Here is a 16,951-nt window from a genome sequence, read left to right as displayed (position 1 = left end):
ATGACGACCAACAAAAATCAAAAATTCCGTCAATTATGGCCAACGCTGAAGCGCTTGCTGGCCTATGGTGCTCCTTATCGTAAACCATTAAGTCTTGCCGCCTTATTGTTGTGGCTAGCCGCAGGGGCGGAAGTTTGTGGTCCGGTACTGATCAGCTATTTTATTGACAATATGGTGGCTAAAAATATTATGCCGCCCGGCAAAGTCGCTGCGCTGGCGGTCGTGTTTTTACTGCTACAAATACTGGCAGCCACGCTGCGCTACAATCAGGCGTTATTGTTTAACCGTGCCGCCGTTGGCGTAGTACAAACTATCCGTAGTGATGTGATGGACGCTGCGCTAAAACAACCTATCGCTATTTTTGATACCCAGCCGGTTGGTCAGCTAATTTCAAAAGTGACTAACGATACCGAAGTGATTAAAGATCTGTATGTCACCGTGGTGGCGACGGTATTGCGCAGTGCAGCATTAATCAGCGCAATGCTGATTGCCATGTTTAGTCTGGACTGGCGTATGGCACTGGTAGCGATGGCGATATTCCCGGTGGTTCTTGTTTTGATGAGTATTTATCAACGCTATAGCACACCGGTTATACGTCAGGTGCGTAGTCTGTTAGCCGATATCAACAATCGCTTTAATGAAGCTATCAGCGGCATGGTGGTATTACAGCAATTTCGTCAACAGGTTCGCTTTGGTGAGCAGTTGGGCGAAACTAACCGCACTCACTATATGATGCGCCTGAAGACCTTACGTCTGGAAAGCTTGCTGCTGCGCCCGCTGTTAAGTTTGATTTCTGCACTGGTTTTGAGCGGGCTATTAATGTTGTTTGGCTTTAGCCCGGAAGGTTCCATCGGTGTTGGTGTGTTGTATGCCTTTATTAACTATTTGTCGCGGTTGAATGAACCACTGATTGAGCTGGCTTCTCAGCAAGCTATGCTGCAACAGGCTGTGGTTGCCGGTGAGCGTATTTTTGAGCTGATGGATGGGGAACAACAGAAATACGGTGATGATAATCAACCGCTGCTGTCGGGGAAAATTGATATTCGCGACCTGAGCTTTTCCTATAACCGAAGCAAAACGGTTTTGAGCGACATTAATCTGTCGGTTCCATCTCGTGATTTTATTGCCTTGGTAGGCCATACCGGCAGTGGCAAAAGCACATTGGCTAATTTGTTAATGGGTTACTATCCGCTTTCTAAAGGGGAGATTTGCCTCGACGATCGTCCTTTACACTCCCTGAGCCATCAGGTGTTGCGTACCGGCGTAGCGATGGTACAGCAAGACCCGGTGGTACTGGCGGATACGGTTTATGCTAACGTGGCCTTGGGGCGAGCAATTAGCGAAGAACAGGTATGGGAAGCGTTACGTATTTCTCAATTGGAAACGCTGATCAAAGCCATGCCTTCTGATATTAATACGGTGCTGGGTGAACAGGGGAACAATCTTTCGGTAGGGCAGAAGCAGCTGCTGGCCTTAGCCCGGGTGTTGGTGCAAACACCAGAAATTTTGATTCTGGATGAAGCGACAGCCAATATCGACTCAGGTACCGAGCAGGCTATTCACCGTGCGTTAAGTGCTATTCGTCATAAAACTACGCTGGTAGTCATCGCTCACCGTCTTTCTACTATCGTGGAAGCGGATCAAATAGTCGTCCTTAATCGGGGACAAATTGTTGAGCGTGGCACACATCATCAATTATTGATGCAAAAAGGACGTTATTATCAAATGCACCAGTTACAACTGGCCGCGACGGAATTAGAAGCTCAGGCTTAAATATGATTGTATAAGTGGGGGAGAAAATAACTAACCCGCTTATACATTGTATTAATTATTAAGTGATTAGTTGAGTTGAATACCTTTTTTCTATTTTTCGCAACGGGAAAATAAACTTAATATATCGACAAACTATTAATACGGTTACATTTTAACTTTATTTCCGTAATTCTATTTTTCTATGAATAATCAATAGCTAATAAATATCTCACTGATCAAATAAATGATCGGATTTGCTATTTTTTCGTCTGGTTTGACCTGATATTTTATAACAAAAATATCCCATTAAAATTTTTCTGTTATTTGATTTTTAATGATTTTTTTCATCTGATGGCATTAACATAAACTTATGATGATTAGTTACATTTAATTTACATTGCAATTACTTAGCTCTTACTCTCACTGACAAAATAGGGATTATATTTATTTCAGATTTAACGAGATACGAAGCTAAATCACCAATAAGCATCCGGTTCATTTCCGCCTGCTGTGTTATCAAACGCAATTGAGTTAACAATCCTGAGGATTTATCAAATGAAAAAATTATTACCTTTAGCCGTTGCTACTATGTTTGTTCTGTCTGGTTCTGTATTTGCTGCCGATACTGCTGCAACCACTCCAACTGATTCTGCACAAACTGCTACTGCTCATCACAAAACTGCTGATAAGAGCAAACAGCATAAAAAACATGCTAAAAAAGCTGAAGCTAAACAATCAACTCAAGAACCAGCAGCTAAGTAATTAGCGCTGATAACGGATACCAGGGTGTACCAAATGAAAAAATTACTCTCAATGGCCACAGTCGCTTTATTTGTTCTGTCTGGCACAGCCTTTGCGGCTGGTAGTAATACTCAACCGGTAAAAGATGCTCAGCAGGTTTCCGCTACTGCACATAAAGCAAGTAGCAAGGCGAAGCAGCATAAACAACATGCTAAAGCTCAACCTGGCACCAAATCAGCAGGCCAACAGCCGACCACTCCGGCGGCCTAATATCAGGTTTGTCACATGCGTTAAAAACCCCGGTTTCCGGGGTTTTTTTATGCCCTTAAAAATAGATCAATTTTGTGCAATAGATAGTAAGCAGGAATTATTTTGCATCAAATTACGCTTTATTACGCACTGTTTTAGTGCGGGTTAATAATTTGAGAGATTCTATTTTTGCTGTCTGAATTTGCTTACCTTTATTATTCAACGGTTATATTTATTGAATTCATCACTTTTATTGATCTTTTTTTAATGATGAAATCCTCAGTATAAACCTCTGCATTTTCTCCAGAAAAAACCATGTGTTGGATATATTTATTCGCCCATTTCTAAACTCGTTTTAAGACCCTAATATTTTTTTATCAGCTCTATTTATTGCCGGGAAAATGGGGTTCATTTCTATTTTGGCATGCTAATTGCTCTTGTCTGATCGTGGACCATTTATCAGTTAACCATTATTAATCGTTAACCCTTAATCGAGGAGAGGCATATGAAACTTGTCACTGTAGTGATTAAACCCTTCAAGCTGGAAGATGTGCGCGAAGCCTTATCTTCAATAGGAATTCAGGGATTGACGGTTACAGAAGTTAAGGGATTTGGCCGTCAGAAAGGGCATGCGGAGCTATATCGCGGTGCGGAATACAGCGTTAACTTTTTACCGAAAGTGAAGATTGATATTGCGATGTCTGACGATCAGGTTGAGGGCGCGATTGCCGCGATAACTCAGTCTGCTTACACCGGCAAGATTGGTGATGGAAAGATTTTTGTTACTGAATTACAGCGGGTAGTACGTATACGCACCGGCGAAACAGACGAAGACGCTCTGTAAGTCATAAATACTCAACATGTGAGAAGGATGAATAGAGATGAAAAGATTTTTATCCGGAATAGCGATGAGTCTGCCGGTTATGTTTCCTGGTTTTGCCATGGCTGCCGAGAGCGTCGCCGATAAAGCCGATAACGGCTTTATGATGATAAGTACTGCGCTGGTTCTGTTTATGAGTATTCCTGGTATTGCGCTGTTTTATGGCGGATTACTACGTTCTAAAAACGTGCTTTCTTTGATGACTCAAGTGATAGCGACCTTTTCTTTAGTGAGTGTGCTTTGGGTGATTTATGGCTATACCCTGGCTTTTGGTGAAGGGAACGATTTCTTTGGTAACTTTAATGGCTTACTGCTGAAAGATGTTCACTTAACCGATGTGACAGGTACGTTTTATAAGTTAATTCATGTTGCTTTTCAGGGATCGTTTGCCTGTATTACCGTAGGATTAATCGTTGGTGGATTCGCGGAGCGGGTTCGGTTTTCTGCGGTAATTCTTTTTGTTTTCATCTGGTTTACGCTGGCCTATTTGCCAATGGCTCATATGGTATGGGGAGGCGGTTACCTGTTTAAAATGGGTGCTATCGATTTCGCGGGTGGTACCGTGGTACACATTAACGCGGCAATTGCAGCTTTAGTGGGTGCCTACATGTTAGGAAAACGCAGCGGATTTGGCCGCGAGGCGTTTAAACCACATAACCTGCCGATGGTGTTTATTGGCACTGCGATTCTGTATATCGGCTGGTTTGGCTTTAACGCGGGTTCTGCCAGCAGTGCCAACGAAATTGCGGCCCTGGCTTTTGTTAACACCGTAACCGCTACAGCGGGGGCGGTACTGGGGTGGCTGGCTGCCGAGTGGATGATTCGTGGTAAACCGTCTTTACTGGGCGCCTGTTCCGGTTGTATTGCGGGTCTGGTTGCTATTACCCCAGCCGCAGGCTCGGTGGGTATCGGTGGTGCACTGATTCTGGGTATCATTGCCGGTGTTGCTGGCCTGTGGGGCGTGGTGGTACTGAAATCATGGTTAAACGTTGATGATACCTGTGATGTCTTTGGGGTGCACGGCGTATGTGGAATCGTGGGTTGTATTGGCACTGGTATATTGACCTCAGCCGCTCTGGGTGGAACAGGCTACGCTGAAGGTGTAACCATGCTGAAGCAAGTGGGCGTTCAGGGGATAAGCATCGTAGTGTGCTTGTTATGGTCAGGCATTGTTGCTTTCGTGGCCTACAAAATAGCTGATATCCTCCTTGGCCTGCGGGTACCGGAAGAAATGGAACGTGAAGGTCTGGACGTCAACTCACATGGTGAGAGCGCGTATAACCAATAATTTGGTACGCATTGTTAATAGAAAAAGACGGCCAGAGCCGTCTTTTTGTTTTTAATAAAGCTAATTGTAGGAAGAGCAGGTCAGACATGTACTGATGTTAACTTCAGTCGATCTTCCGGTTGCACACAAAGCCAATATCACTACTTTAGATGTGGCGACCGGCATATCCATTCATGTTGATTTAGACTATTAACCAGCAAAATCCATCACCCAAACAGCGAATACAAAATCGCTGAAATCGCAACCAGACCCATCAGTACCACAAAGATATTGCTCATATGGCCACGGTATTTCTGCATAGCAGGAACTTTAGCGATAGCGTACATCGGCATAATAAACAGAATCATCGCGATAACCGGACCACCTAAGGTTTCAATAATGCCCAGAATACTTGGGTTCAGCGTGGCAATAATCCAACAGGTAATAATCATAAACACCGCAGTAATGCGTTCCAGTTTTTTGATTTGTACCGGCTTGCCTTTAGAGCGCAGTGATTTAATCATCAGCCCTTGCATACCTTCGCTTGCACCAAGATAGTGCCCCAGGAATGACTTGGTAATCGCCACGAATGCAATAACTGGCGCAACATATTCGATAAGCGGAGTCTGGAAGTGGTTAGCCAGGTAAGACAGAATAGAAATATTCTGCGCTTTAGCTTCTGCCAGATTGGCAGGGGACAGGCTTAATACACAGCTGAATACAAAGAACATGACGGTAATTACCATCATCAAGTGCGCATATCTTAAGATGCGACCACTTTTCTCATCGGCGTTTTTACCATAAGTTTCTTTTTGGCTAACGGCAAACGAAGAGATGATTGGCGAGTGGTTAAATGAAAACACCATGGTAGGAATAATTAACCACAGGGTTAACAGCAGCGTTTTAATGCTGCCTGCGTCAAAACTGGTGTTAGCCTGTTCGAAAATCGCACCGCTCCATTGAGGGATCAGATACAGCGCCAGCAGCATCAGAACGGTAACAAACGGATAAACCAGAATACTCATCGCCTTAACCACCATATCACGACCAAAGTGAACGATAGTCATCAGGCCAAGAATCAGAACGATTGACAGTAACCAGCGCGGTGGTGCCGTCATACCCATCTGAACTTCAATAAAACTGATAGTGGTGTTGGTAATACCCACGCTATAAATCAACAGAATAGGGTAGATAGCAAAGAAATAGAGCAGGGTAATTAATGCCCCGGCAAATTTACCAAAATGTTCTTCTACCACTTCTGTAATGTCACCACCGCGTGATGAACCAGACAGAACGAAACGAGTTAAGGCACGATGAGAGAAATAAGTCATTGGAAAGGCGATGATCAACATGATCACCAAAGGCCATATACCACCCAGACCCGCGTTGATAGGCAGGAAAAGAACCCCTGCTCCGATAGCGGTGCCGTATAAGCCCAACATCCACGTTGTATCTTGTTTTTGCCATTTAGATGTTTGAATAGCTGTGTCCGTATCAGGTATCGATACTGAGATGTCTTTAACCGACATTTATAACCCTCATATGCGTAAAAAGTAGAATATTAAAAACCGCGCGTATTCTAGGGGCAGTTATTGCGGGAGGATATGTGTTTGATCACACAATTAGCATTTAAATCGCCCTGAGAGGCTGAATAGCAGTGCATTAGTTTATCATTTAAGCAATCGGCATTGTGAAGTTTTTTGATGATAAATTAATCTAAAACTAACGACCTGAATTCAGGCCGTTAGTTTCCAGAGAGTTATCAGAATAAAAAGCTTCAGTTAACCTTTATGAAAGCGCATTACGCCTTCCTGACTGGTGGAAGCAACCAGCAGACCACTGCGGGTAAAAAATTGACCGCGCACAAAGCCTCTGGCTCCTGATGCAGAAGGGCTTTCTACCGAATACAGCAGCCATTCATCCATCCGGAAGGTGCGGTGAAACCAGATTGAATGGTCAATGGTGGCCACTTGCATGCCAGGCTGTAATAAAGCGATGCCATGAGGCTGAAGCGCGGTTGGCAGAAAGTTAAAGTCAGAAGCATAACCCAGCAGATACTTATGGATACCCGGATCGTCAGGTATGGTGCCATTAGCCCGTAACCAAACATGGCGAATTGGTTTATCAATTTCTGCTTTCAGCAGATTATGGTATTTGACCGGACGCATTTCGATAGGCATTTCATTACAGAAAACGCTTTTCATTGGTTCTGACAACAGATGAGCAAATTTTTTGGCAATATCGGTTTCTGAAACCAATGACTCCGGTGGTGGAACGTCGGGCATAACGGCAGCCTGATGATCAAAGCCCTCTTCATAACTTTGGTACGATGCCGTCATATAGAAAATAGTATGGCCATTCTGTATTGCACTGACTCTTCGGGTGCTGAAGCTGTTGCCATCACGGATGACTTCTACTTCATAATCAACGGACTGATGACTATCACCGGGGCGTAAAAAGTAACTGTGACAGGAGTGCACCTTACGTTCAGGTAATACGGTTTGTTTAGCTGCGGAGAGGGCCTGACCAACAACCTGCCCACCGAATAGCTGCTTTAGTCCAAGATTTTGACTCTGCCCGCGAAACCGATGCGTATCAATTTTTTCCAGATGAAGTAGCGTTAGTAGATTTTGTAAAACGTCGCTCATGGCGGGAAGTCCTGTCTGATGGCCTTGTGGCTTTGATTTATATAAATAATATGATGATTTAATGGATCTATTTTAGTTGGGAATGCTTCGAAAGGGGAGTTTTTATCAGTGAAATATAAACTCAGATTATAATGGTGTAAAATTCATATAATGCCATTGTTTAGGTGGTATTTTTAAAATTAGTTAGATAACTAAACTGATTTTTTGATAATTTTGAGTTAAAATTATGTTTGATACCGACAATATTCAGGAGGTAAACATGAGTTTTTTAAAATTATTAAGTAGTGCGGCTTTGACCGTTGCATTGGTTGGCTGTAGTAGTTCTGCTACACAAAATGAGAAGGAGAACGCTATCAATAGTGCAACCACCGTTAGCGGTAGCGTGATCTATCGCGACAGAATGGCTTTACCTGAAAAAGCGACAATCACTGTCACGCTAGCCGATGTATCGCTGGCTGATGCGCCTGCAAAAGTCTTATCAACGGTCACTATTCCGTCTGAAGGTAAGCAGGTTCCTTTTATGTTTAAACTGCCTTATAACAATCAACAGTTAGCCGGAGCCCAACGAGTTTCACTGTTTGCTACCATCTCTGTTGATGGCAAGTTGTTATATACCACCACCACAATGAATGAGGTTCTTACCAATGGACAGCCTGCTCATGCGGATCTGATTCTGGATCGCGTTCAGCACTAATGACTCTGCTGTTGGCGGCTGGCACAACCTGATACTGAAGTCTGTTTTGGACTTATGGCTGTGTCAGCCAACCATAGATTTTAAAATTGATGCGATCTGAGCGAGTAAAAAGCACACCATCGGCCAGTAATGCCTGTTTCTGGCGTATATAGTCCGGCCCCGTCAATGATATTTTCCCCTGAGAATTAACCACCCGAAACCAGGGCAGAGTGCTTCCTTCGGGCAAACGACTTAAGATGATTCCCACATGACGCGCTGCACCCGTTGCTCCGGCTAAACGTGCAACCGCACCGTAGGTTGTTACTTTTCCCGGAGGAATTGAGGCAACAACGGTATAAATTCGGGTTGGGAGCGATGGTTCATCGTTTTCCATCCACAAGATTCCTTCTATGGTTGATATTGCAGATTTTTAGCATAAAGAACAGGTTGCTAATTCTGCCATAAATTGGAGAACTGAGTAAGAAAACATCGCTTAGCGTCAGGAGCCTTGCAATTGAACGGCCCATCCACGATAATGCCTGCGCTTCATGAGAATGAAGTCGTCAATGGGGGCTCTGTTGGTTCTCCCGCAACGCTAACTTGTGAACTCGGTCAGGTCCGGAAGGAAGCAGCCGCAGCAAGCGTCGTGTGTGCCGGGATGTAGCTGGCAGGGCCCCCACCCAATTTTGGGGAACCCCTTTCTCAACAATCTTAATATCCCTTGTTGTAGTGACTTTGGTCGTCAAGATGATAAAAAAGATCCTTCGCAGGCTATTTTGCATTATTGCTCTCTTATTCTCAGGCATCATTTTTGCCTTGTTTGGTTACTATTTAGTTGAGATTGAACCCCATCGCAGTGAAATGGATGCATTATCTCAGTCACTGAATCAGGCTCCTCGCCATAATCCTCAGGTTGATTCATTACTTTCTGTTATTTACCCATCACAATCGATTTATGTTTATGCGCCCGGGATTTGTTTTCTAATTTTCATCAGGGACAACGAATTCCTCAGGGAAAATACCATCTGCATAATGCGTTATGGCAGCTTTGGTTAACCGTTTTGTACAGTCAGTCAGAAATAAATTCTATCTGGTTATCTAATGCCTATTTTGGTGCTGATAATGGCAAACCTGTTTATGGCCTTGAGAATGCAGCACAGGTTCGTTTTTCTGTTCCCGTTTCTGCGTTGAATTGTTCACAGACGGTTGAGTTGCTGGCAATGTTACATGCCCCTTCGTTATACAAGGCGAAACCAGAGCTCTTTAAACAAAGGGTGGAGAAATTGGAGATGCGAGGGTGCACAGATCGTCGTGAGAACCAGGAATAACAGGGTTATGAGTGGGTTAATGATTCAGTCAGAATCATGACAATCGATTTCGCTTATAATTTTACTTACTTTTTCTAAGTGTATATTTATGTATCGCTAAATCTTAATCGTATGGTAGCTGCAAGGAGTGGCTGATACTATAAGCTTGCCCTGTAATTTGGGGTTGATGGATAACAATGGGTTCTTTTGTTGTTTAACGATGGATAGCGGCACTGGAAATTATCTACATGTATCTTTCTTATGGAAAAGGTGAGTAATGAGTTATGTTGCCTATTTTCAGAAAATTAATTCACTCTCCGTTTCCACTCGCCAGCGAATGGCCGCCATCTATTTTCAATGTTATTCCGGTAGTGATACCGAACGGTTTTTCCTCGATTTAGACCATAAAGATGAGGTCCTGATTTTAGAACACAATCAGGAGATTGTCGGATTCAGCAGTCTACAGTTTTACGCTTATCAACATTCAATGATTGTTTATTCAGGCGATACTATTGTGCTGCCAGAACATTGGCAGCAGCAAGTATTACATAAGGCCTGGATTCAGCGTATGGGGCTGTTTAAACAACAGCATCCCGGGAAGCCCTTATACTGGTTTCTTCTGGTGAAGGGATATCGGACCTATAAATATTTGGTGGTGTTTGCCAGACAGTTTTATCCTCACTGGCAGCGACCACAACCCGAGCTTAAGCAGCTTGCAGACCAACTGGCCGGGCAAAAATTTGGCACATTATATAACTTACAACGGGGAATTGTTGAATGCCCTCCTGATTATGGTTTTCTGGCGGAAAATCTGGCTACCATACCGCCAGCCAGCCTGACAAAACCAGATGCGCAGTTTTTTCTGGCTAAAAATCCTCATTACGCAGATGGCCATGAACTGGTGTGTTTATGTGAAATTAGTGCTGATAATTTGCCTCTACGCTGCCGCTCTTTGTTGTTAAACCCAACGGTTGAATATCGTGAATAACTCTCCCTGGTATCAGTTTCGTCGCCAGAAGCGACATGAACATTTGTCGGTGACAGAACGGCAAACCGCATGGTTGCATGATTGTCTGCAACGTAACCAACGTTCTGCCTATGGCCAGTTATATGGTTTTGAGCGCATCCGGAGCGTGGAAGATTTTCAGCAACAGTTACCCATTGTGGATTATGACAACCTGAAGTCCTGGATTGATAAATGTGCTTCAGATCAACACGATCAACTGTTTGCGGGCAAGGTTATAGCGTTTGAAAAAACCGGGGGAAGCCATAGCGGTGGAAAACTGATCCCTTATTCTGAAAAGGGGCTGGATGATTTTCGTTATGCGCTGTCAGACTGGCTAGCTCAGTTGGTTGAACAATTTCAGATAGACAAGGGAACTGCCTACTGGGCGCTAAGCCCGGCAATAACTCAATCTACCGAGACAAAGGGCGGAATTCCTGTTGGTGGCGGAGACGCGCTTTATTTCGGTGAGGAGTATTTGAGCGCATTTGCGGAAATTTCTGTCGTTCCGTTGACATTGTCGCAGGTGACCAATGTAGATGACTGGCAGTTGCTTACCCTCTACTATCTGGTATGTCGTCGTGATTTACGATTATTTTCAGTCTGGAGTCCCAGTTTTTTAACTCAGTTGCTGGAAGGATTGCAGCGTCGTCAGCGCGATCTGTCAGAGTTGTTGCAACATGGGGGGGCGCTCGCAGGTCATCAGCTACAAAAAAATCAGCCAGCAGCGGATGTTTACCAGAGTTATCTGGAATCTGGTGATACCCGTGTTTTATGGCCCCAGCTTGATGTGATTAGCTGTTGGGCTGATGCCTCATCAACAACATTAGCTTCCCAATTGATGGACTATTTCCCTTCAATTACCTTACAGCCTAAGGGACTACTGGCAACGGAAGCCATTATTACCATTCCAAATCAGAAAAATCAGCCACAGCTGTGCATTGATAGTAACTTTTATGAGTTTATTGATGGGCAGGGCCATATTCAGTTGGCTGATGGTTTAAAGGTTAATCATGATTATCAGGTCATTGTCACCACCAACAGTGGACTATACCGATATCGTATGGGTGATATGGTGCGGTGTATTGGTTTTCAGGCAGATGTACCGCTATTGTGTTTTACCGGCCGGACTGGTGTTGTCAGCGATTTAGTTGGTGAAAAGCTTACGGAGAGCTTTGTGAATTACTGCCTGTCACCCTTAACAGGTTTTGCCATGCTATGTTCGGATAGCGCGTCATTAGGGTATTGTTTATTGCTGGATAAACAATTTTTACCAGACAATAAAAAAGCTGTCGGCATCGTTGAACAACGATTAAATGAAAATCCTCAATATGCCTACGCCAGAACATTGTCTCAACTGGTGCCATTATCCTGCTTGCCGCTTGAACAGCCGGAACGCTGTTATTTGGCCTGGCAGTATGCGAAGGGAAAACGTCTGGGAGATATCAAAATACCCAGTCTGATGCATAACAATAACTGGCGAGAAATATTTCAAATAGTGGAATAGGTACCGATATGGAATCGCATGTATTTACTCACGCTCGTAAAATGAAACTGGTGCTTATTTCACCAAAAGGGCCGCTGTATCGTAAACGCGGCGGTATTTTTAAACGTTCTTTACGCTATCAGCCGCTGACACTGACGACTCTGGCGGCACTGACACCTAAAGATTTACCCATCGATGTGACGTTAATTGATGAAAGCGTCACCGAGATTCCGGCAGACTTAACCGCCGATCTGATTGGTTTAACCGTTATTACCGGCACGGCTTCCCGGGCCTATTTTCTGGCCGATCGGTTTCGGGAAAAGGGGATGAAGGTGGTGTTGGGTGGACCACATGTGACGCTACTCCCTGACGAAGCGGCTGAGCATGCGGATACGATTTGTGTTGGTTATTCTGAACAGAGCTGGCCGCAGTTATTACATGATTTTATGTCAGGCCAGCTGCAAAAGCGCTATCAGCAGGCACCTGACTTTAATCTTGATGACCCCAATATGCCTTTTCCTGAGCGCCATCGCTTTAACAGTGAAGATTTCCTCACTCAGGCCGTATTTGAAGCGACGCGTGCCTGCACCCATAACTGTGAGTTCTGTGTAGCGCCAACGGCGTGGGGTCGCAAGCAGTATCAGCACCCGGTTGAATGGGTGGTCAATGATATTCGTCAGTTTGTGGAACGTACCGGAAAGCGAAAGCTTATTTTTGTTGACCTAAATCTGGTATCGGATATTGGTTATGCAAAAGCACTGTTTACCGCACTGATCCCGCTTAAGATTAAATGGTTTGGTCTGTCGACGGTGCTGATTGCTCATAACGAAGAGCTGATGGAATTAATGGCCCGAAGTGGCTGTAAAGGCCTATTACTGGGGCTGGAGACGGTGACGACGGGTAGCCTGGGTGATGCAGGTAAGAAGTTTAATTCATCCGTTAACTACAAAGAACTGGTGGCTAAACTGCATAAACTGGGTATTTCAATTCAGGGCTGTTTTGTCTTTGGTCTGGACCACGATACGGTCGATACCTTTGATGCCACGGTTGAGCTGGTGATTGATGCCGGTATCGATCTTCCCCGTTTTTCTATTCTGACGCCTTTTCCGGCCACGCCACTGTATCAGAGGCTGGAGCAGGAACAGCGTATTCTGACTAAAAACTGGGAGTTATATGATGCTCAGCATGTGGTGTTTCAGCCCAAACTGATGACGGTAAAAGAGCTGGAAGACGGGCATGAAAGAGCATGGAAAAAAATCTATCAGTACAACAATATTGTTCGTCGTCTGTGGAATGCAAAAAACTTCCAGCCACTGGCGATTACTGCGAATCTGGGATATCGCTTCTATGCTCACAATCTGCATAAATTTTATACCTGTGACTGGCCGATTGAACATAACCCGGCCAAAAGCAGAGGGTAGAGAATTATGCGTTTAACCTTTATCCACCCGGCGATTGGTCATCGGGCTAATGAATCCTATTTACGCTCCTGGCAGATGGAGCCCCTTCCTATTGCAACCTTAAAGGGATTAACGCCAGCACATATCGAAACGCGTTTTTATGACGATCGTATGGAAGTCATACCCTATGATGAGCCAACGGATGCCGTGGCCATTTCGGTAGAAACCTATACCGCTAAACGCGCCTACCAAATTGCCAGTGAGTTCCGTCGTCGCGGGGTGCCGGTGATTATGGGCGGGTTTCATGTCACGCTGGTACCTGAAGAGGCGGCACGTTATGCCGAATCTATTATGACCGGCGAGGCGGAATCCATATGGCATGAGTTATTAGACGATTTACAGCATCAAACGTTAAAGCCTCATTATCGTGGAGAACAAACGGACCTCAGTCACGTACGCGTCGACCGTAGCCTGTTTCGAAATAAGCGTTATTTACCCATAGGGCTGGTAGAAACGGGGCGTGGCTGTCGTTTTCCCTGTGAGTTTTGTGCGGTTCAAACTTTTTATCAACGTAAGTATCGTCGCAGGGATCCTGATCAGGTATTAAGTGAGTTAACTGAACAGAAAAAATATAAGAAATTGTTCTTTTTTGTGGATGATAATTTTGCCGGTAATATCAGCGAAAGTCGCTTATGGCTTCCTGAACTAGCAAAGCTGAATATTCGCTGGATTACCCAGATGAGTATTAATGCAGCCCATGATGAGAGTTTTTTAAAGCAACTGGCTCAGTCCGGATGTAAAGGTGTACTGATTGGCTTTGAATCGCTCAATGAAGCCAACCTGAAGCTGATGAATAAAAACTTTAATACCATGAAAGGCGGGTTTGTTCAGGCGTTAGCCAACTTACGTAAATATGGTATTGCGGTATATGGCACCTTTGTTTTTGGCTATGATCACGATAATGTTGATTCTTTCCAGCAGGCGGTGACTTTTGCTCAGCAACAGGGAATGTATATTGCGGCTTTTAACCATATGACGCCGTTCCCCGGCACGCCACTCTACACTCGCCTGCAACAGGAGAATCGTCTTCGTTACCAAAGCTGGTGGTTAGATGATAGCTATCGTTACAACGAGCTGCCATTTTTCCCTACCCAGTTAACACCCCAGCAGGTAACTCAAGGCTGCGTTGAGGCTCGTAGAACGTTTTATGGCTGGCGTTCTATCGCTAAACGTAGCTGGAATAATCGCCATGACTTCTTTATGTTCCGCAACTATTTTCCCATTAATGCATTACATCATAATGAAATCAGTGCCCGTAACGGTTACCCATTAGGTGATGAGACCTGGCAAGGGCCGTTGCTGGAGGTGAGATAGTGCATTTTCAGACAGCATTACCAGAACATAGCTCGTTGCTATTACAACTGCTGGAAGAGAATGCTATGCAGGGAACGATAGACATGGTGATGACTAGACGGCCTGATTACTTCTCTAATCTGCACTATTTTGGCACCGAGTATCCTGTGCTGGCAGAAGAGCATAATAGGGTGGTGGGAATGTGTCAGCTAACTAAACATAACGGCTTTATCAATGGACAATTGCAGCCGTTGGGATATTTGAACAGTTTACGCGTTAGTCATCATTATCGAAACCGTATTCGCGTACTGAGATCGGGTTTTGACTATCTTAAACAGCATCTGTCACCGCCACCGTATTGTTACACCAGTATTGCCAGCGATAACCTGACGGCAAGAAAACTGCTGGAAAAAGAGAATACCGGATTACCCCGTTACTCCCCGTTAGGCGAGCTTAGTACGCTGGCAATAAGCACTCAGCGAGGTCGTTATTTGGGATTGTGGCAGAACCAAACGGTGGAACAATATCAGGACGTGGTAGAGTTCTACCATCGACAGACCATCGGCTATCAGCTAAGCCCGCAGTTAAGCGTTGAGTGGCTGATAAATTCTGGTTTACCGGTATGGGGCTATCGGGTGAACGCTGAATTACGGGCCTGTGCAGTACTATGGAATCAGCAGGCATTTAAACAGGTGATGGCGCTGGATTATCATTCAATCTGGCGTACTCTCAAACCGATTTACAATGGTTATGCCGGCCTGATGAAACGAGTCGCGTTGCCAGCAAAACAGCAAGCACTGGATCAGAGTTTTTTAGCCTTTTTTGCTATTGCAGACCATCAGGATATGCTCTCTTTGATTGATGATGCGTTGTCCCGTTGCACCACCAACGTTTTGACCTTTGGGGTGGCATACAGCCATCCAATGCTGAATGCAGTGATAAAACGTTTCCGTCCGCTGAGTTATAAAACTTGTTTATATGGCGTTGATTTAGTTTCCAGCCCTGTATGGCCTCAACAGGCAATCGCCCCGGAAGCCGCTATTCTATGAGAATCGTTCTGTTGCGTCCCAATATGGGGGATTACCGCACGACTGATGCCATGCCGCCTTTGGCTATGGGAATTTTAGCCGCGCGCTCTGCGGGACATGAAATCATTTTTTATGACGATCGGGTAGAAGAAATCCCTGATGTTTTACAGGCCGATTTGATAGCAATTTCAGTAGAAACGTTTACCGCATTGCGGAGTTATCAATTAGCCGATCGCTATCGCGCTCAGGGAAATACGGTCGTTATGGGAGGATATCACCCGACGTTTTTACCGGATGAAGCATTGGAGCATGCCGACAGCGTCATTATTGGTGATGCCGAAGGTGCCTGGGAAAGATTATTGCAGGATAAACAACAGGGGAGATTACAGCGTTATTACCATGGCGATCATAGCCTACCGCTGAATGATTACCTGCTCGATCGCGCTATCTTTAGCAGTAAAAAGTATGCCCCAATTGAACTGGTCCAATATACCCGGGGATGCCGCTTTGCCTGCGATTTTTGTTCTATTCATGGTTTTTATCACTCCACCGTTCGGGCTCGCCCTGTAGAGCAACTGCGTGAAGAACTAATGGCGTTGGATCCCCGTCGGTTTATTGCATTTGTTGATGACAATCTGTTTGGTAACCGGGTTATTCTCGAAGAGCTGTTGACCATGCTTAAACCGCTGAAGCGGCGTTGGGGCTGCCAAATCAGCATTGATGTGGCAAGAAATACACAACTTTTGGATCGGTTGGCACAGGCGGGATGTCGTTTTGCACTGATTGGTTTTGAGAGCCTGAATACACAAAATTTAAAGCAGATGGGAAAGTCCTGGAATCGTGTAGCAGGTGATTATGATGAGGTCGTGAAGGCGCTCCATACCCGAGGTATTAGCATTTATGGCACCTTTGTTTTTGGTTATGACGAAGATGATGAGCAGACTATTCAGCAATCTATTGATTTTGCTCTGCGCAATAAACTGGAAATCGCCAATTTTAATCTGTTAATTCCTACGCCGGGGTCAAAACTTTACCAGCGGCTGGCAGAAGAGGGGCGGTTGATATCACCTTTGTGGTAGAAAGATCCTGACTATCGTTATGGCGATCCGATTTTTCAGCCTAACAAGATAACGGCAGAGCGACTAACGGCACTTTGCTTTTCAG

At 44.7% G+C, this 16,951-nt stretch carries 16 protein-coding genes and 1 other RNA gene; 14 read left to right on the top strand and 3 right to left on the bottom strand.

Going from position 1 to position 16,951, the window contains the following annotated elements; translation table 11 throughout:
• The 5 genes from EKN56_RS11600 (at position 1) to amtB (ending at position 4,910) form a co-directional block, all read left to right on the top strand.
• Positions 1-1,773: a SmdB family multidrug efflux ABC transporter permease/ATP-binding protein gene (locus EKN56_RS11600; protein WP_130591924.1), complete on the top strand. Its 1,773-nt coding sequence runs from the start codon at positions 1-3 to the stop codon at positions 1,771-1,773.
• 534 nt (positions 1,774-2,307) lie between these two features.
• Positions 2,308-2,514, top strand: coding sequence for an acid-shock protein (locus EKN56_RS11595; protein WP_130591923.1), 207 nt, complete (start codon positions 2,308-2,310; stop codon positions 2,512-2,514).
• Between the two features lie 33 nt (positions 2,515-2,547).
• Positions 2,548-2,763 (top strand): hypothetical protein, encoded by a 216-nt coding sequence (locus EKN56_RS11590; RefSeq protein ID WP_130591922.1) that lies wholly within the window; start codon positions 2,548-2,550, stop codon positions 2,761-2,763.
• A 484-nt stretch (positions 2,764-3,247) separates the two neighbouring features.
• The gene (glnK, locus tag EKN56_RS11585; RefSeq protein ID WP_130591921.1) at positions 3,248-3,586 is read left to right on the top strand and encodes a P-II family nitrogen regulator; all 339 of its coding nucleotides are present in this window, start codon (positions 3,248-3,250) and stop codon (positions 3,584-3,586) included.
• 37 nt (positions 3,587-3,623) lie between these two features.
• Positions 3,624-4,910 (top strand): ammonium transporter AmtB, encoded by a 1,287-nt coding sequence (gene amtB / locus EKN56_RS11580; protein ID WP_168189647.1) that lies wholly within the window; start codon positions 3,624-3,626, stop codon positions 4,908-4,910.
• A 206-nt stretch (positions 4,911-5,116) separates the two neighbouring features.
• On the opposite strand, the gene EKN56_RS11575 is transcribed toward amtB, so the two are convergent.
• Both EKN56_RS11575 and tesB read right to left on the bottom strand, forming a co-directional pair.
• A complete protein-coding gene (locus EKN56_RS11575; protein WP_130591919.1) occupies positions 5,117-6,418 on the bottom strand; it encodes an HAAAP family serine/threonine permease in 1,302 nt (433 codons plus the stop codon).
• 252 nt (positions 6,419-6,670) lie between these two features.
• Positions 6,671-7,537, bottom strand: a complete 867-nt coding sequence (gene tesB / locus EKN56_RS11570; RefSeq protein ID WP_130591918.1) for an acyl-CoA thioesterase II — start codon at positions 7,535-7,537, stop codon at positions 6,671-6,673.
• A 259-nt stretch (positions 7,538-7,796) separates the two neighbouring features.
• Here tesB and EKN56_RS11565 point away from each other — a divergent pair, with 259 nt between their 5' ends.
• Positions 7,797-8,231, top strand: coding sequence for a YbaY family lipoprotein (locus EKN56_RS11565; protein ID WP_168189646.1), 435 nt, complete (start codon positions 7,797-7,799; stop codon positions 8,229-8,231).
• A 52-nt stretch (positions 8,232-8,283) separates the two neighbouring features.
• Here the strand turns inward: EKN56_RS11565 and EKN56_RS11560 are convergent, their stop codons facing one another.
• A complete protein-coding gene (locus EKN56_RS11560) occupies positions 8,284-8,604 on the bottom strand; it encodes an MGMT family protein (RefSeq protein WP_130591916.1) in 321 nt (106 codons plus the stop codon).
• Between the two features lie 182 nt (positions 8,605-8,786).
• Between EKN56_RS11560 and ffs the strand changes: the two genes are divergently transcribed.
• The 8 genes from ffs to EKN56_RS11520 all read left to right on the top strand — a co-directional run bounded on the left by ffs (position 8,787) and on the right by EKN56_RS11520 (position 16,866).
• Positions 8,787-8,883: signal recognition particle sRNA small type (ffs, locus tag EKN56_RS11555), an RNA gene on the top strand.
• Positions 8,884-9,184: 301 nt separating this feature from the next.
• Entirely contained in the window at positions 9,185-9,538 is a 354-nt protein-coding gene (locus EKN56_RS11550; protein ID WP_168189645.1) for a transglycosylase domain-containing protein, read from the top strand.
• A gap of 256 nt (positions 9,539-9,794) precedes the next feature.
• Entirely contained in the window at positions 9,795-10,505 is a 711-nt protein-coding gene (locus EKN56_RS11545; RefSeq protein WP_130591914.1) for a hypothetical protein, read from the top strand.
• Positions 10,498-12,027: a GH3 family domain-containing protein gene (locus tag EKN56_RS11540; protein ID WP_130591913.1), complete on the top strand. Its 1,530-nt coding sequence runs from the start codon at positions 10,498-10,500 to the stop codon at positions 12,025-12,027. Before EKN56_RS11545 ends, EKN56_RS11540 begins: the two co-directional genes overlap by 8 nt.
• A gap of 8 nt (positions 12,028-12,035) precedes the next feature.
• Positions 12,036-13,427 (top strand): B12-binding domain-containing radical SAM protein, encoded by a 1,392-nt coding sequence (locus EKN56_RS11535; protein WP_130591912.1) that lies wholly within the window; start codon positions 12,036-12,038, stop codon positions 13,425-13,427.
• A gap of 6 nt (positions 13,428-13,433) precedes the next feature.
• Complete coding sequence (locus EKN56_RS11530) at positions 13,434-14,780, top strand: B12-binding domain-containing radical SAM protein (RefSeq protein ID WP_130591911.1); 1,347 nt, start codon at positions 13,434-13,436, stop codon at positions 14,778-14,780.
• The gene (locus EKN56_RS11525; protein ID WP_130591910.1) at positions 14,780-15,808 is read left to right on the top strand and encodes a GNAT family N-acetyltransferase; all 1,029 of its coding nucleotides are present in this window, start codon (positions 14,780-14,782) and stop codon (positions 15,806-15,808) included. The genes EKN56_RS11530 and EKN56_RS11525 overlap by 1 nt, the downstream gene beginning before the upstream one ends.
• On the top strand, positions 15,805-16,866 hold the full coding sequence (locus EKN56_RS11520; protein ID WP_246019812.1) for a B12-binding domain-containing radical SAM protein: 1,062 nt from the start codon (positions 15,805-15,807) through the stop codon (positions 16,864-16,866). The genes EKN56_RS11525 and EKN56_RS11520 overlap by 4 nt, the downstream gene beginning before the upstream one ends.
• The last annotated feature ends 85 nt before the right edge of the window (positions 16,867-16,951 follow it).

Origin of the sequence: Limnobaculum zhutongyuii, from assembly GCF_004295645.1 — a bacterium.
In the GTDB taxonomy this organism is placed as follows: domain Bacteria; phylum Pseudomonadota; class Gammaproteobacteria; order Enterobacterales; family Enterobacteriaceae; genus Limnobaculum; species Limnobaculum zhutongyuii.
The sequence above is the reverse complement of the archived record's forward strand: the minus strand, read 5'-3'. Positions and strand labels throughout refer to the sequence as shown.

Excerpts from the sequence above, each read along its gene's own strand:
- EKN56_RS11600 (WP_130591924.1), top strand. The coding sequence starts at position 1 with ATGACGACCAACAAAAATCAAAAATTCCGTCAATTATGGCCAACGCTG.
- EKN56_RS11595 (WP_130591923.1), top strand. The coding sequence starts at position 2,308 with ATGAAAAAATTATTACCTTTAGCCGTTGCTACTATGTTTGTTCTGTCT.
- EKN56_RS11590 (WP_130591922.1), top strand. The coding sequence starts at position 2,548 with ATGAAAAAATTACTCTCAATGGCCACAGTCGCTTTATTTGTTCTGTCT.
- glnK (WP_130591921.1), top strand. The coding sequence starts at position 3,248 with ATGAAACTTGTCACTGTAGTGATTAAACCCTTCAAGCTGGAAGATGTG.
- amtB (WP_168189647.1), top strand. The coding sequence starts at position 3,624 with ATGAAAAGATTTTTATCCGGAATAGCGATGAGTCTGCCGGTTATGTTT.
- EKN56_RS11575 (WP_130591919.1), bottom strand. The coding sequence starts at position 6,418 with ATGTCGGTTAAAGACATCTCAGTATCGATACCTGATACGGACACAGCT.
- tesB (WP_130591918.1), bottom strand. The coding sequence starts at position 7,537 with ATGAGCGACGTTTTACAAAATCTACTAACGCTACTTCATCTGGAAAAA.
- EKN56_RS11565 (WP_168189646.1), top strand. The coding sequence starts at position 7,797 with ATGAGTTTTTTAAAATTATTAAGTAGTGCGGCTTTGACCGTTGCATTG.
- EKN56_RS11560 (WP_130591916.1), bottom strand. The coding sequence starts at position 8,604 with ATGGAAAACGATGAACCATCGCTCCCAACCCGAATTTATACCGTTGTT.
- EKN56_RS11545 (WP_130591914.1), top strand. The coding sequence starts at position 9,795 with ATGAGTTATGTTGCCTATTTTCAGAAAATTAATTCACTCTCCGTTTCC.
- EKN56_RS11535 (WP_130591912.1), top strand. The coding sequence starts at position 12,036 with ATGGAATCGCATGTATTTACTCACGCTCGTAAAATGAAACTGGTGCTT.
- EKN56_RS11530 (WP_130591911.1), top strand. The coding sequence starts at position 13,434 with ATGCGTTTAACCTTTATCCACCCGGCGATTGGTCATCGGGCTAATGAA.
- EKN56_RS11520 (WP_246019812.1), top strand. The coding sequence starts at position 15,805 with ATGAGAATCGTTCTGTTGCGTCCCAATATGGGGGATTACCGCACGACT.